General features: G+C 63.6%; 3 protein-coding genes. All 3 read left to right on the top strand.

The features are described from left to right. A partial coding sequence (locus tag DBR18_RS23925) for an amino acid adenylation domain-containing protein (RefSeq protein WP_256588904.1) occupies positions 1-3,368 on the top strand: 3,368 nt, incomplete at its 5' end. Then, positions 3,365-11,194 carry a non-ribosomal peptide synthetase gene (locus tag DBR18_RS23920; protein WP_108592170.1) on the top strand — a complete coding sequence of 2,610 codons (7,830 nt, stop codon included), beginning with the start codon at positions 3,365-3,367 and terminating at the stop codon, positions 11,192-11,194. The genes DBR18_RS23925 and DBR18_RS23920, both read left to right, overlap by 4 nt. Before the next feature lie 13 nt (positions 11,195-11,207). Continuing rightward, positions 11,208-17,462 (top strand): non-ribosomal peptide synthetase (locus DBR18_RS23915; protein WP_146188789.1); only part of this gene is annotated, 6,255 nt, incomplete at its 3' end.

Genomic DNA, 17,462 nt, shown 5'->3' with positions numbered 1-17,462 from the left:
GCTTTATCGAACTGCCGCAGGACAAACGCCGTTTGTTTCTCGCCGGCATGGCCCGCGAAGGCATCGATTTTGCGCAGCTCCCCATGACCGCCTGTGACGGAGCCGCCGAGCGTGACGGCCTGTCTTACGCGCAGCAGCGGATGTGGTTTCTCTGGCAACTGGATCCGCACAGTGCTGCCTACAACCTGCCGATGGCCGTGCGTCTGAACGGTGCGTTGCAGGTGCAAGCGCTGGAGCAGGCGTTCAGCCTGCTGGTTGCGCGGCATGAATGTCTGCGCACCACCTTCGGTCAGGTCGGCGAGCGTGCCTTCCAGCGCGTGGCCGAGCCGCAGGCGCTGCAATTGCCCCTCACCGATTTGAGCGCCGTGCCCGAACAGCAGCGCTGGCCGCTCGCGCAACAGCACATGATGGCCGAGGCCACGCAGGCATTCGATCTGCAAAGCGGCCCGCTGCTGAGCCTGCGCCTGTTGCGTCTGGCCGAGCAGGAGCATGTACTCCTGCTGACCTTGCACCACATCATTGCCGATGGCTGGTCGATGAATATTCTCATCGACGAATTCATGCGTACCTACGATGCGCTGGTGGCGGGGCGCGAACCCGCGTTGCCGGCGCTGACCGTGCATTACCGCGATTACGCGCTGTGGCAGCGCAGCTGGCTGGAGGCGGGTGAGCGTGAACGTCAGCTGGACTACTGGCGCGCGCAATTGGGCGAGGAGCATCCGGTCCTGGAGTTGCCAACCGACCGCGCCTATCCGGCGCAAGCGAGCCATCTGGGTGCGCGGCTGGAAACGGTCATCGATGCCGTGTTGCGTCAGGAACTGAAAAGCCTCGCCCAGCGTCAGGGTGTGACCCTGTTCGTGGTGTTGCTCGCGGCGTTCAAGACGTTGTTGCATCGCTACAGCGGGCAGACCGACATTCGCGTTGGTGGCCTGATTGCCAACCGCACCCGCAGCGAAACGGAAGGGCTGATCGGCTTCTTCGTCAACACCCAGATCCTGCGCAGCGAAGTCACCGCGCAAACCCGTTTCGTCGAGCTGTTGCAGCGTCTGCGTGAGGCCGCACTCGGCGCGCAGGTTCATCAGGAACTGCCGTTCGATGCCTTGATCGAGGCGCTGCAACCGGCCCGCAGCCAAAGCCACAATCCGTTGTTTCAGGTGATGTTCAACCATCAGCCGCTGGTGACGGACTTGCAGCATGTGCAGTTGGAATCGGGTTTGCAGGTGGGTTATCTGACGCAAGAGCAACTGGCCGGCAGTGCTCGGCAACATGCCGCTACCAGCGATTTGATGCTCGATACCCGCGAGGAAGGCGAGCAGTTGTTCGCCGCGTTCACGTACGCCACCGATATTTTTGATGCCGCGACCATCGCTGCGATGGCCGGGCATTGGCGCAATATTCTTGAGTCCGTTTGCCGCGACCCGCAGCAGGTCATCGGCGAAGTCGCGCTGCTGGCAGATGCCGAGCGCGCGCAACTGATTCAGGCCACTGCAGTAGCACCGCGTTTCGCCAGCGTACAAAACCTGTTCGAGGCGCAAGTGGCTCGCACGCCGCAGGCAGCGGCCGTGATCCTCGCCACCGCGCCGTCACCGTCACTGACCTATGCCGAACTCAATGCGCGCAGCAATCGCCTGGCGTATCAGCTGCGCGCGCGCGGTGTCGGTCCGGACGTGCTGGTCGGTGTCGCGTTGGGGCGCTCGCTGGAGCTGGCGGTGGCGTTGCTGGCCGTGCTCAAGGCGGGGGGCGCCTATGTGCCGCTGGACCCGCAAACCCCGGCAGAACGTTTGCGCCACGTACTGGACGACAGTGGCCTGAAACTGCTGCTGACCGACAGCGCCAGTCTTGCCAGCCTGCCGGCGCTGGAGGCTGTCGAGTGCCTGTGTCTGGAGCAATTGTCCGGCGAAACTCCGGCCGACAACCTGTCGTTAACGGTCGCGCCGCAGAATCTTGCCTACGTGATCTATACCTCCGGCTCCACAGGGCGGCCGAAAGGCGTCGCGGTCAGCCACGGCGCACTGAGTGAATTCATCGAGCGCGCCATCGATTACAGCGACCTGCGCGAAGGTGACCGGGTCCTGCAGTTCGCCACCAGCAGCTTCGACGGTTTTGTCGAGCAGTTCTTCCCGCCGCTGTGCCATGGCGCCGCTGTGGTGCTGCGTGATACGCAATTGTGGGACAGCGCAACGTTGCGTCAGGTGATTGTCGACCACGGCATCACGTTGGCTGACCTGCCGGCCGCGTACTGGTACTGGCTGGTGCAGGAATACGCGGCGCAACCGCCGGCCGGTTTTGGCGCGCTGCGACAGATCCATGTCGGTGGCGAGGCCATGGCGGTAGATGGCTTGCGGCTGTGGCAACAGGCCGGGCTGGGGCATGTGCGGTTGCTCAATACCTACGGCCCGACGGAGGCCACGGTTGTTTCGACCATTCATGATTGCAGCGCACTGACGGCAGACGTCGTGTCGTGGCGCGGTATCCCGATCGGGAAGGGTCTCGATGCCCGGCGCCTATACGTGCTGGACGATGATTTGAACCTGCTGCCGCAAGGTGCGGTGGGCGAGTTGTACATCGGTGGCCCGGGTCTGGCTCGTGGTTATCACCGTCAGCCGATGCTCAGTGCCGAGCGCTTTATTGCCGACCCATTTGCCGAAGGGCAGCGTCTGTACCGCACCGGCGACCGTGCCCGACTGCGTGCCGATGGCGCGCTGGAGTACGTCGGCCGGGTCGATCATCAAGTGAAGATTCGCGGCTTCCGCATCGAGCTGGGCGAAATCGAATCGCGCCTGCAACAGTGCCCGGGCATTCGCGAGGCGGTGGTTCTGGCGCTGCCGCTCAGCGGCGGCCCGCAACTGGTGGCGTATGTGGTCTGCGAGCAGGTCGTGCTGGAAAACGCCGCTACCCAGTCGGCGTTCCGTCAGCAAATCCGCGCCGCGCTGCAAGCCCATCTGCCGGACTACATGGTGCCGGGGCATCTGCTGTTGTTGCCGAACCTGCCGCTGACACCGAGCGGCAAGCTCGACCGCAAGGCCTTGCCGGCACCGGATGCGAGCCAGTTGCAAGGCGATTATCGCGCGCCGCAAACCGACACCGAGCAGTGTCTGGCGCAAATCTGGGCCGAGGTCCTGCAAGTGTCGCGGATCGGTCTGGATGATCACTTCTTTGAACTGGGCGGCCATTCGCTGCTGGCCGCGCAAGTGATCGCACGCATCAAAACTCAACTGGGCGTGGTGTTGCCACTGCGCAGCCTGTTCGAAAAACCGTTGCTGGCCGATCTGGCGGCGGTGCTGGCGCAACAGGTGGACAGCGCAACGGAAGACGACTGGTCCGACATGGATCAGTTCATGAATGCTTTGGAAGGAGAAGAAGTATGAGCGGCACCATGGCGGAGCGTATCGCTAAAAGATTCGTCGGCTTGCCGCTGGAGCAGCGTCGGCAGTTTCTGGCCAGACTGCGTGAGGACGGCAAGGACTTCAGCCTGTTGCCGCTGCCGGTCAGTCGACACGAGGTCACCTCGATTCCGTTGTCGTTCGCTCAGCAGCGCCTGCTGTTTCTCTGGCAACTCGAACCGCAGAGCGCCGCCTACAACATGGCGGCCGGGCTGCGCCTGAAAGGGCGCCTGGACGAATCGGCGCTGCAACGCTCTTTCGATCATCTGGTCGCGCGCCATGAAGCGCTGCGCACCGTGTTCCACACTGATGGCGATCAGCCGCAGCAGGTGATTCTCGATCAGCAGCCGATCACACTGGAGCGCATCGACCTCACGGGTCTTGCGGCTTCGCAACGCGAGACGGCCTTGGCGCAACAGGTGCAGACAGTCACCGCGCGGCCGTTCGATTTGCGCCAGGGGCCGCTGCTGCGTGCGAGTCTGTTTGCTCTGGCCGAAGAAGAATGCGTGCTGGTGGTGAGCATGCACCACATCGTCTCCGACGGTTGGTCGATGGACGTGATGGTCAAGGAATTCGTCCAGTGTTATCAGGCCTTCAGCCTTCAGCGCGAGCCGCAGTTGCCGGCGCTGCCATTGCAATACGCGGACTACGCGATCTGGCAGCGGCGCTGGCTGGAGGCCGGCGAGGGCGACCGTCAACTCGATTACTGGCGCCGGCAACTCGGTGAGGAACATCCGCTGCTGGAAGTGGCGCCGGACTTCGCCCGGCCACTGACGCAAAGCTTCGCAGGCCAGACCCTGAGCTTTGATTTTGGTGCGCAGCTGTCCCTGCAACTCAACGCGTTTGCGCGCAGCAAGGGCATCAGTCTGTTCATGCTGGTGCTGGCCGGGTTCTCGCTGTTCCTCTCGCGTCAGGCCGGGCAGCGCGACATTCGCGTCGGCGTGCCGAATGCCAACCGTGGCCGTGCCGAAGTCGAAGGGCTGATCGGCTTCTTCGTCAACACCCAGGTATTGCGTTGCGAGGTCGATGAGCACGGCAGTTTCGAAGACTTGCTGGCGCGGGTGCGCGAGGCGGCGTTCGGCGCGCAGGCGCATCAGGAACTGCCATTCGAGCAACTGGTGGACGAATTGGTGGCGGAACGAACCCTGGGCCACAACCCGCTGTTCCAGGCCAAGTTCAACCAGAACGTCGGTATGCAGAAACAGCGCTCGATGAACCTGCCGGGGCTGAGCGTCGCCGAGTATCCGCTGGACAAGGACGGCACCCACTTTGATCTGGCGCTGGACATCACCGACGACGGCACGCTGATCCACGGTCAGATGACCTATGCCAGCGACCTTTATCGCGCACAAACCGTCGAGGCTTTCGTGCCGGCGTTGCTGGGTTTGTTCGACGAATTGCTCAAGGCACCGCAAGCGCCGTTGCACAGCGTCGCCACGCTGGCTCCGGTGGTGCTTGCGGCACCGGGCGAACCGGCGTTGTCGGTGTTGCAGCAGTGGGATCGTCAAGTGGCGCAACAGCCCGAAGCACTGGCCGCGCGCGACCTGAATCAGACCTTGAGCTTTCAGGCGCTGGACCAGGCTGCCAATCGTCTGGCCCATCATCTGCTGGCGCAGGGCGTCAGCGCCGGCCAACCGGTTGCGGTGCTGATGGAGCGTTCGCTGGACTGGCTGACCTGTGTGCTGGCGATCTTCAAGGCCGCAGCGGTGTACATGCCGCTGGATGTCAAGGCGCCGAACGCGCGGTTGCAGCAGATGCTCGGCAATGCCGGTGCGCGCCTGCTGTTGTGCGCGCAAGGGGATGCGCGGTTGTCCGAGCTGGCGGTCGATGGTTGTCAGGGGCTCGCCTATGCCCCGCAACAGTGGCAGCAGGAGGCGAGTGTCAGCCCGGTGGTCACACTGTTTGCGCAGTCCCCGGCCTATGTGATTCACACCTCCGGCTCCACCGGGCAACCCAAAGGCGTGCTGGTCAGTCACGGCGCGCTGGGCAGTTACGTGCGCGGTGTACTGGAGCGTCTGGCGCCGACGCCGGACACCAGCATGGCGCTGGTGTCGACCATTGCTGCGGATCTGGGCTTCACGGTGTTGTTCGGCGCGTTGTGCGCCGGTCGCCTGTTGCACGTACTGCCGGAAGAGCTTGGTTTTGACCCGGATCGATTTGCCGAGTACATGGCCACTCATCAAGTGGGCATGCTGAAAATCGTCCCGGGACACCTGGCGGCGCTGTTGCAGGCAACCCGCGCCGCTGACGTGCTGCCGGCGCAAGCCCTGATCGTCGGCGGCGAAGCCTGCTCGCCGGCACTGGTGGAGCGTGTGCGTCAGCTCAAGCCGGGTTGCCGCATCATCAACCACTACGGGCCGAGTGAAACCACGGTGGGTGTGTTGACCCACGAGGTCAGCGAGCTGGCGGCCGACGCCCGCGGCGTTCCGGTCGGCACCGCGCTGAGCGGCGCTCAGGTCTACGTCGTCGACGATGTGCTCAACAGCGTCGCCGATCAGGTGGCCGGCGAGCTTTACATCGCAGGTGACAGCGTGGCGCTGGGGTATCTCGGGCAACCGGGCCTGACTGCCGAGCGCTTCCTGCCTGATCCGTTCGGTGCCGCAGGTGCGCGGGTTTATCGCAGCGGTGACCGGGTGCGGCGCAATCGTCAGCAAGCGGTGGAGTTCATCGGCCGCGCCGACGATCAGGTCAAGGTGCGTGGTTATCGCGTCGAACCGGCGGAAGTCGCGCGAGTCTTGCTCGGCCTCGACGGCATCAGTGAAGCCGCGGTGCTCGCCCTGGCCCTGGAGGACGATCCGGCGCGCCTGCAATTGGTAGCGTGGTGTGTGCCGGTGGCCGGTTCGACCTTGCAGGCACACGCTCTGCGTGAGCAGTTGCAGGCGTGCCTGCCGGAGTACATGGTGCCGGCGCAGATTGTGCTGCTGGAGCAATTGCCGCTGACGGCCAATGGCAAACTCGACAAGCGTGCCTTGCCGGTGCCGGGTGTGGTTACGCAGCAATTCGTTGCGCCGGTGGGGGAGGTCGAGGAGAAGCTGGCGGCGATCTGGGCCGAAGTGCTCAAGCTTGAGCGCGTAGGCACCAGCGACAACTTCTTCGAGTTGGGCGGTGACTCCATCCTCAGCCTGCAAATCATTGCCCGGGCCAAGCGCCAGGGGATCAAGCTGAGCCCCAAGCAACTCTTCGAAAAACAGACCATTGGCCAATTGGCTGCCGTGGCCAGACTGATCGACGCCAAACCGATGGCGAGCACGGCGCAACCCAACCGTGGGCCGCTGCCGTTGTTGCCGATTCAGGCACGCTTCTTCGAGACCGAGATTGCCCGGCGCCAACACTGGAACCAGTCGGTCATGTTGCAACCGACCACTCGTCTTGACGCCGCTCACTTGCGCACCGCGTTGGCGGCACTGGTCGAGCAGCACGATGCACTTGCGCTGAATTTCCAGTGCTCGGGCGATACGTGGCAGGCACAGGCGCAGACTCTGCGTGATCCGGACTTGTTGTGGCTGCGCGAGCTGGACAGTCTGGCAGCATTGCCGGCACTCGCTGACGAAGCCCAGCGCAGCCTCGATCTGCAACAGGGACGCTTGTTGCGTGCGGTGCTGGTGAACCTGCCGCACGCTGAGCAACGCCTGTTGTTGGTCATCCATCACCTGGTGGTCGACGGGGTGTCCTGGCGCATTCTGCTGGAAGACCTGCAGCACGCCTACACCGCGCTCGCCGCCGGCACGCCGCTGGTCCTGGCGGCTAAAAGCACGTCGCTGCACAATTGGGCCGAACGTCTGCAGGGATATGCGCAGAGCGAGGCGCTGGCCGCCGAGAGCGACTACTGGCGCGCAACCCTGGAGGCGGGCGACGCACAACTGCCGCGAGATTTCCCGCAGGACCATCAGAGCCGTGCCCAGGCGGCGCGGGCCAGTTCGCGCCTGAGTCAGGCGCTGACCCACAAATTGCTCAAAGTCGCTCCCGGAGCGTATCGCACGCAAATCAACGACCTGCTGCTGACCGCGTTGGCACGGGTGTTGTGCGACTGGAGCGCACAGCCTTCGGTATTGATTCAGCTCGAAGGGCACGGGCGCGAAGATCTGTTCGACGAGGTCGATCTGAGTCGCACGGTCGGCTGGTTCAGCAGTCTGTTCCCGGTGCGCCTGACGCCGGCGGCGGATCCGGGCGCCTCCCTGTGCGCGATCAAGGAACAACTGCGCGCGGTGCCGGGCAAAGGCATCGGGTATGGCGTGCTGCGATATCTGAACCGAAGCGCCGAGCTGCAGGCGTTGCCGCAACCGCGCGTGACGTTCAACTATCTGGGCCAGTTCGACGGCGCATTCAGCGCTGACGAGGGCGCGCTGTTCGTGCCAAGTGGCGAAAGCACCGGCGCCAATCAGGACGCTTCGGCGCCATTGGGCAATTGGCTGAGCGTCGATGGTCAGGTGTACGGTGGTGAGCTGGAACTGACCTGGACCTTTGGCACGGGCATGTACCGCGCAGAAACCATCGCGGCGCTGGCCGAAGCCTATCAGCGTGAGCTGGAGCGTCTGATCGAGCATTGCTGCGACAGCGGTGAAGCAGGCGTCACCCCGTCGGACTTCAGTCTGGCAACCTTGACCCAGGCGCAGCTGTCGGCACTGCCGATTCCGCCCCGTGACATCGTTGATCTGTACCCGTTGTCGCCGATGCAGCAAGGCATTCTGTTCCACAGTGTCAACGACCCGGACAGCCCGGCGTACACCAACCAGCTACGTGTCAACGTGCAACAGCTGGACGCCGAGCGCTTCCGTCAGGCCTGGCAGCACACCGTCGAGGCACACGAGATTCTGCGCAGTGCATTTGTCTGGCCGCAGGATGCCGCCGCAGCCGTGCAAGTGGTGCGGCACAACGTGCAGATGCCATGGCAGGTCCAGGATTGGCGCGGCCGGGCCGACCTCGGCGCAGCGCTGGAACAACTGGCCAGCGACGATCTCGCCCGCGGCTTCGACCTGACCGCCGCGCCGCTGTTGCGGGTGACGCTGGTGCGCACCGACGAAGCGACGCATCACCTGATCTACACCTGTCATCACATCCTGATGGATGGCTGGAGCACCTCGCAGTTGTTCGGCGAAGTGTTGCAGCGCTACGCCGGGATGGTCCCGGCCGCGACCCAGGGGCGCTATCGCGACTACATCGAGTGGCTCGGCCAGCGCGATCAGCAGGCCAGCCGCGCGTTCTGGACGGCGGCTCTGGCCGACCTGGAAGAACCGACGCGTCTGGCCGGCACCCTGTCGGGCGGGCAACCGGTGGCGGACGGTTACGCCGATCACGAGCATGTGTTCAGCGAGGCGTTGACCGCCGACCTGAACCGTTTCGCCCGCGAGCAGAAAGTCACCCTCAACACGCTGGTGCAGGCGGCGTGGCTGGTGCTGTTGCAGCGTTACACCGGTCAGGACAACGTGGCGTTCGGTGCTACCGTTGCCGGACGTCCCACCGACCTGCCGGGTGTCGAACAGCAGATCGGCCTGTTCATCAACACCCTGCCGGTAGTGGCGGCGCCGTCCGCGGAAATCGTCGTCAGTCAGTGGTTGCAACAGGTGCAGGGCCTCAATCTGGCGCTGCGCGAGCATGAACATACACCGCTCTACGACATTCAGCGTTGGGCGGGAACCGGTGCCGGGGCGTTGTTCGACAGCCTACTGGTGTTCGAAAACTACCCGATGGCCGAAGCCCTGCAACAAGGTCCGGCCACCGGCCTGACGTTCTCGGCGATTCGCCGTCAGGAACAGACCAACTACCCGCTGACGCTGGTGGCGGTCACCGGTCGCGAGCTGAGTCTGGGGATCAGTTACGATCAGGCCAGTTTCGCCGCGACCACGGTCGCTGCCCTGAGTGCGCAGCTGGAAAGTCTGCTGACGCAGTTCCTCGCGGATGCCGCTCAGCCACTCGGCGCGTTGCAATTGCTCGCAGCGCCGCAGCGCGAAGCGGCGATCAATTGGGGCAAGGCTGCCGTCACCGCGCCGGATGCTCGCACGGTACTGGAACACCTCGCCGCGCAAGTGCAGCGACAACCACAGGCGCAGGCCGTGGTGTTCGCCGCACAATCGATCGATTACCAGAGCCTCGACGCCCGGGCCAATCGTCTGGCGCACAAACTGCAAGCGCTGGGTGTCGGGCCGGAGGTGCGCGTGGGTGTGTGCATGCGCCGCACACCGGACATGCTCGTGGCCCTGCTGGCGATCCTCAAGGCCGGGGGCGCTTATGTGCCGCTGGATCCGGACTACCCGCAGGAACGTTTGCTGCACATGCTCGACGACAGCCGCGCCGCCGTGCTGCTCACCGAACCCGCAGCGCAGGCGATGCTGCCCGAAACGTTGAGCGCGCAGGTACTGCTGGTGGAAGAGGGCGCGCTCAGCGAGTTCCCGTCTACCGCCCCGGTGGTGAACGTGACGGCGCAGAATCTGGCGTATGTCATCTACACCTCGGGTTCCACCGGCAAGCCGAAAGGCGTGGCGATTACCCACGGTAACCTGTCGGCGCTGATTCAGTGGTCGGCGGGTGTGTATCGCGAGGAACAACTGCGCGGTGTGCTGGCGTCGACATCGATCTGCTTCGACCTGTCGGTCTGGGAAATCTTCGTCACGCTGGCCTGCGGCGGATGTCTGGTACTGGCGGACAACGCATTGGCACTGGCCGATCTGCCGGCCCGTGAGCAGGTCACGTTGATCAACACGGTGCCGTCGGCGATTGCTGCGCTGCAACGTGCCGGGCAGATTCCGCGCTCGGTCAAGACCATCAATCTGGCCGGTGAGCCACTCAAGCAAAGCCTGGTGGATACCTTGTACGCGAGCACCTCGGTGCAGCAGGTCTACGACCTGTACGGGCCGTCGGAAGACACCACCTATTCGACCTTCACCCTGCGTACGCCTCAGGGGCAGGCGAACATCGGCCGGCCGCTGGAAAACACCGTTGCGTACCTGCTCGACAGTCAGTTGCAAGTGCTGCCAGAAGGCGTGCCGGCCGAGCTGTACCTGGGGGGTGCCGGCGTAACCCGTGGTTACCTGATGAAGGCCGCGTTGACCGCCGAACGCTTCGTGCCGAACCCTTACGCCAGCAACGGCGAACGGCTCTACCGCACTGGCGATCTGGTGCGCCAGGGCAGTAACGACAACATCGAATACATTGGCCGCGCTGACCATCAGGTGAAGATTCGCGGGTTCCGCATCGAACTCAGTGAGATCGAAGCGCGGCTGTTGGAGTTGACGGACATTGGTGAAGCGGTGGTGCTTGCCCAGGAGGGTGCAGCCGGCAAACACCTGCATGCCTACGTCGTGGCGGCGCAACCGGTGAGCGATCAGGTCGTGTTCGCGGAACGCTTGCGCAGTGCTCTGGCCGCGCGCCTGCCAGCGCACATGGTGCCGGGGCACTTGCACCTGATTGAAGCCATCCCGCTCACGCCTAACGGCAAGCTGGATCGCAAGGCCCTGATGGCCTTGGGCGACAGTCCGGCGCAGCAACAGTATCAGGCGCCACAGACCGATCTGCAGTGGGAAGTGGCGACGGTCTGGCAGGAGGTGCTGGAGGTCGAGCGCGTCGGGCTGGCGGACAACTTCTTCCAGCTTGGCGGGCACTCGTTGCTGGCCACGCTGGTGGTGACCCGGATCAAGGAACGTCTGGGTGACAAGGTGCCGCTCAAGGACTTGTTTGAAACCGATACCCTCAAGGCGTTCTGCGCGCGGATCGAGGCCCTGCGCGTCGAAATGTCGCCCGTTCAGGATGAATTGGCTAAATCCCTGGAGGCTCTCAAACGTCTATCCCTCGATGATCTGGAAAAACTGATTTCTTGAGAGGGAAAAACGCGTGCAAGAGTTAATCGAGTCGGTAGGACAACTTTCGGCTAAGCAAAGAAAGGCTCTGGCGGTTCTGCTCAAGCAGAAAGGCGTCAACCTCTTTGACATTGCCCCGGTTTTCAAGCGCACGGCTGAAGAGCCGTTGCTGCTGTCCTACGCTCAGCAACGCCAGTGGTTTCTCTGGCAGTGGGCGCCGCACAGCGCGGCCTACAACATTCCGACGGCCCTGCGTTTGCAGGGACCGCTGGATGTATCCGCGCTGGAGCGCAGCGTCCAGGCGCTGATCGAACGACACGAAACCTTGCGCACGGTGTTCACCCAGGAAACCGGACAACCCTTGCAAGTGGTCCTGCCCGCAGGTCCCTTTGCACTGGAGGTCCAGCAACTGAGCACTGAGTCGGCGAACGACCCTGAAGCGTCCATTCAAGCGTTCGTGCAGACCCAGAGCCAGAAAACGTTCGACCTGGAGCATGGCCCGCTGTTGCGCGCGGCGTTGCTGCAAGTCACCCCGAATGACCATGTGCTGGTGCTGACCCTGCACCACATCGTTTCCGATGGCTGGTCGCTGCAAGTGATGATCGAGGAGCTGGTGCAGCTGTACGCCGGTTTCAATCTCGGGCACGCCGCAGGTCTGCCGGCGTTGCCGATTCAATACGCCGATTACGCCCTGTGGCAGCGCCAGTGGATGGAGGCCGGCGAGCAGGAGCGACAACTGGCTTACTGGCAAGAGAAGCTGGGTGGCGAGCAACCGGTGCTGGAATTGCCGATGGACCGCCCGCGTTCCATCGAGCAAAGCTTTGCCGGGGCCAGTCATAATCTGATTCTCGATCCGGCGCTGAGCAACGCGCTCAAGGCGTTCGCCCGTCAGGAAAACGTGACCCTGTTCGTGGTGTTGCTGGCCTCGTTTCAGGCGTTGCTGCACCGCTACAGCGGGCAGGCCGACATCCGCGTCGGCGTGCCGGTGGCCAACCGTGGACGAGTGGAAATCGAGCGTCTGATCGGGTTCTTCGTCAACACGCAGGTGCTCAAGGCCGACATCGATGGGCAGATGCCGTTTGTCGATCTGCTGCGCCAGGTCAAACAGACCGCGCAGGAAGCCCAGGCCCATCAGGACTTGCCGTTCGAGCAACTGGTCGAAGCGCTGGAGCCGGGTCGCAGTCTGAGCCACAGCCCATTGTTCCAGGTGATGTTCAACCACCAGGCCGAACGCCGCGCGAGCGTCGAAACCCGCCTCAACGGCCTGAGCATCGACCCGCTGGAATGGCAAAGCCAGACCGCCCAGTTCGACTTGACCCTGAACACCACCGAGCAGGCTCACGGCATCGAAGCCGTGCTCAAGTACGCCACGGATCTGTTCGACGCCGCGACCATCGAGCGCCTGGCGCAACACTGGAATGCGCTGTTGCGGGCGATTGTCGCCGAGCCGGGCCAGCGTATCGGGCAACTGCCGATGCTCGATGACCGCCAGCAACAACAATTGCTCGCGCAGTGGAATCCGGCACGGGTCGAACAAACGGTCGAGCAGTGCATTCATCAAGCCATCGAAGCCCAGGCGGAACGTCATCCTGAAGCCATCGCCGTGACCTTTGACGGGCAACGTCTGACCTACGCCGAGCTCAATCGTCGTGCCAACCAGTGGGCGCACGTGCTGATCGATCGGGGCGTCGGCCCGGACGTACGCGTCGGTGTTGCCGTTGAGCGTTCGCTGGACATGATCGTCGCCATCCTGGCGGTGCTGAAGGCGGGTGGCGCGTATGTGCCGCTGGACCCGGGCTACCCGGATGACCGGCTGAGCTACATGATCGCGGACAGCGGCATCGAACTGCTGTTGACCCAGGGGCATCTGCTGGCGCAATTGCCAGTGCCGGCGGGTTTGACCTGTCTGGATCTGAACCAGCCAGTCGCAGGCCGCCGCGACAGCAACCCGGTGTGCCTGACCACGCCGGACAATCTGGCCTACGTCATCTACACCTCGGGCTCCACCGGCAAACCGAAGGGCGCTTTGTTGCCGCACAGCAACGTCATTCGTCTGTTCAGTGCCACTGAGCACTGGTTCGATTTCGGCCCGCAGGACAGCTGGACACTGTTCCATTCCTACGCCTTCGACTTCTCGGTCTGGGAGATTTTCGGTGCGCTGCTCTACGGCGGCAAACTGGTCGTGGTGCCCCACGACACAAGCCGTTCCCCGGAAGATTTCTACACCCTGCTGTGCGACGAAAATGTCACCGTGCTGAACCAGACGCCATCGGCGTTCAAGCCGTTGATGCAGGTGGCCAGCGAGTCGTCGCGCGATAATACCCTGCGTTATGTGGTGTTTGGCGGCGAGGCCCTCGAAGTGCAGAACCTGCGCCCGTGGTTCGAACGTTTCGGCGACCGCGCGCCAACGCTGATCAACATGTACGGCATCACCGAAACCACCGTGCACGTGACCTACCGGCCATTGTCGCTGGCTGACTTGCAGCAGAGCCACAGCAGCCCGATCGGCGAGCCGATTGTCGACCTGTCGTGGTACTTGCTCGACAATTCGCTGAACCTGGTGCCGCAAGGCTGCATCGGCGAGCTTTACATCGCCGGCGCCGGTCTGGCCCGTGGTTACCTTAATCAGCCCGGCATGAGCGCGACGCGGTTTGTTCCGGATCCGTTCAATCCGCAGGCGGGTGAACGCCTGTATCGCACCGGTGACCTGGCGCGGCTGCGTGGCGACGGTGTGATCGAATACATCGGCCGTATCGACCATCAGGTGAAAATCCGCGGTTTCCGAATCGAGCTGGGAGAAATCGAAGCGCAACTGCTCAAGCACTCCGAAGTACGTGAAGCGGTGGTGCTGGCGGTCGATGGCCTCAGTGGCCAGCAACTGGCGACCTGGATCGTCGCCAATGAGGCGCTGGATGCCGAAGGGCAGGGCGCGCTGCGCGATTCGATCAAGGCACATTTGCGCGAATCGCTGCCCGATTACATGGTTCCAGTCAGTTGGGCGTTCCTTGAGCGCCTGCCGCTGACGGCCAACGGCAAACTCGATCGCAAACAACTGCCGCAGCCGGATGTCGCCCAGGTGCAGGAAGCCTACGCCGCACCGCGCAACGAACTGGAGCAGCGTCTGGCCGACATCTGGCAGGACGTGTTGAAGGTCGAACGCGTCGGCCTCAACGACAATTTCTTCGAGCTGGGCGGCGATTCGATCATTTCGATTCAGGTGGTCAGTCGCGCCCGTCAGGCGGGCATTCGCTTCACTCCCAAAGACATTTTCCAGCACCAGACCGTGCAGCGTCTGGCAACCGTCGCGCAACAGAGCGATGCAGTGCAGACGCAACAGGGCGAAGTGCTCGGCGATGCGGTTCTGACGCCGATTCAGCATTACTTCTTCAACGGTGATATCCCGGCGCGGCATCACTGGAACCAGTCGATCCTGCTGACCCCGGCCACGGCGCTGCAAGCGGCGCCGCTGGAACAGGCGCTGCTGCACCTGCAACGGCACCACGACGCGCTGCGTCTGCGTTATCGCCAGAGCGGCGATGGCTGGCAGCAGAGCCATGCGCCGGCGGATCAGGCACAAGCGTTGCTGCGCACGTTCACGCTGGATGACAGTGCGGCATTGCCGGCGCTGTGCCTCGAATTGCAGCGCAGTCTGGACCTGCTCGATGGCCCGCTGATGCGTGCGGCGCTGGTCGATCTGCCGGACGCCAGCCAGCGCTTGCTGCTGGTGATCCATCACCTGGTGGTCGATGGCGTGTCGTGGCGGATCCTGCTGGAAGATCTGCAAACCGCCTATCAACAACTGCACAGCGGGCAGGCTGTGGTGCTGCCGGCCAAGACCAGCGCGTTCAAGGATTGGGGCCAGCGTCTGCAAGCCCATGCCCGCAGTGCGGCGCTGGACAGTCAACTCGACTACTGGCGCGGACAGGTGCGCGACGTCTCGGTCGAGCTGCCGCTGGACAACCCGCAAGGCCAGTTGAGCAACCGTTTCGAACGCAGCGTCGATACCCGCCTGGATGCCGAACGTACCCGTCAGTTGCTGCAACAGGCCCCCGCGGTCTATCGCACTCAGGTCAACGATCTGCTGCTGACGGCACTGGCCCGTGTGTTGTGCCAGTGGACGAACACGGACAGCGCGCTGGTGCAGCTTGAAGGTCACGGTCGTGAAGACCTGTTCGACGATATCGACCTGAGTCGCACGGTGGGTTGGTTCACCAGCATGTTCCCGGTGCGTCTGACCCCCGACGCCAGTCTTGAGGCGTCGATCAAGGGCATCAAGGAGCAACTGCGCGCGATCCCCGACAAAGGCATCGGTTATGGCTTGCTGCGGTATCTGGGCAGCGCCGAGGCGCAGGCGGCGCTGAACGGTCTGGCGCAACCGAAAGTCACGTTCAATTACCTCGGCCAGTTCGACAACAACTTCGACGCTGACGCCCTGTGGGTACCGGCCACCGAAGACAAGGGCGCCGGTCAGGATGAAAACGCGCCGATGGCCAACTGGCTGACCATCGACGGCCGGGTCTATCAGGGCCAGCTGAGCCTGACCTGGACCTACAGCGGCGATGTGTTCGAAGAGGCGACCATCAATGCGCTCGCTCGCGCTTATGAAGTGGCGCTGGGCGAGTTGATCGATCATTGCCTGAGCCATTCGAGCGGTGGTTTGACGCCGTCCGACGTGCCGCTGGCCGGGTTGTCCCAGGCGCATCTGGACAGCCTGCCCATCGCCGCTCAGCGCATAGAAGACATCTATCCGCTGGCGCCGATGCAGCAGGGCATTCTGTTCCATAGCCTTTACGACGCCGATGCCAGCGCTTACGTCTATCAGATGCTGCTGGACATCGACGGCCTCGACGTGGCGCGTTTCCAGCAAGCCTGGCAGCGGGTGGTGGATCGCCATGAAGTGCTGCGCGCCGGGTTCATCTGGGGGCGCGATGGTCTTGATGCGCCACTGCAAGTGATCAATCGCCAGTTGACCCTGGAGATGCCGGAAGTCGATGTGCGCGGTGTGGCGGATCTGCCGGCCGTGCTTGAAGCCCGGGCGCAGGCCGACCGTGAGCGCGGTTTTGATCTGCAGAACCCGCCACTGTTGCGCCTGTGCCTGCTGCGCACTGCGGATGAACGTCATCGATTGATTTTCACCTGTCACCACATCCTGATGGATGGCTGGAGCAACTCGCGGATGTTCGGTGAGGTGTTGCAGGATTACGCCGGTCACCCGATGCCGGGTGCGCAGGGTCGCTACCGCGATTTCCTGGTGTGGCTGCAAGGTCAGGACAAGGCCGCCGCCCAGGCGTTCTGGCGCGGGCAACTGGCAGCGCTGGAAGAACCGACCCGCCTGGCTTCGGCCTGCCACGGGGCTACGGTGCCGGGGCCGGGCAAGCAGATGCATCGTCTGCATTTCGATGCAGCCTTCACCCAGCGCCTGAACGCGTTCTCGCGTCAGCAGCAAGTGACTCTCAACAGCCTGGTGCAAGCCGCGTGGCTGCTGGTGTTGCAGCGTTACACCGGCCAGGCCACGGTAGCCTTTGGCGCGACCGTGTCGGGACGTCCGGTGGATCTGCCGGGCATCGAGCAGCAACTGGGGTTGTTCATCAACACCTTGCCGGTGATCGCCAGCCCGCAGGCGACCGTCAGCGTTGGCGACTGGGTGCGCAGTGTGCAGGACAAGAACCTGCTGCTGCGTGACTACGAGCAGACTCCGTTGCAGGACATCCAGCGTCTGGCCGAGCTGAGCGGCGAAGCGCTGTTCGACACCTTGCTGGTGTTTGAAAACTATCCGGTCTCCGAAGCGCTGGAAGCCAATCCGGGTGGGTTGCGTTTCGGCGGTCTGGAACACCGCGAGCAGACCAACTACGGACTGACCCTGATTGCCGGGGCCAGCGACGTGTTGAATCTGGATTTCAACTACCTCACCGAACATTTCGCCGAGCGCAGCGTGCTGGACCTGGCGGCGCATCTGCAAGAGGTGCTGCGTCAGTTCCTCGAAGCGCCGCAGCGTTACCTGGGCGAGATCGGTCTGTTGCCGCTGGCCGAACGTCAGACCCTGGCGCGATGGAACGACAATCACGCCGCCTATGCGGAGCAACGCCTGATCTCGCAGAGCTTCGAAGCGCGGGTGGCGATGCATCCGCAGGCGCAGGCAATGAGTCATGCCGGTGTGGCGCTGAGCTATGGCGAACTCAACCGACGGGCCAACCAGTTGGCCCGTCATCTGCTGGCGCTCGGGGTCGGCCCGGAAATCCGCGTGGGCGTCGCGATGCCGCGTTCGGCGGAACTGGTGATCGGCCTGATG

The sequence above is a fragment of the Pseudomonas sp. HMWF021 genome, assembly GCF_003061005.1.
Lineage (GTDB): Bacteria > Pseudomonadota > Gammaproteobacteria > Pseudomonadales > Pseudomonadaceae > Aquipseudomonas.
Note: the sequence above shows the minus strand (reverse complement) of the source record. Positions and strands in the feature narration are given on the sequence as shown.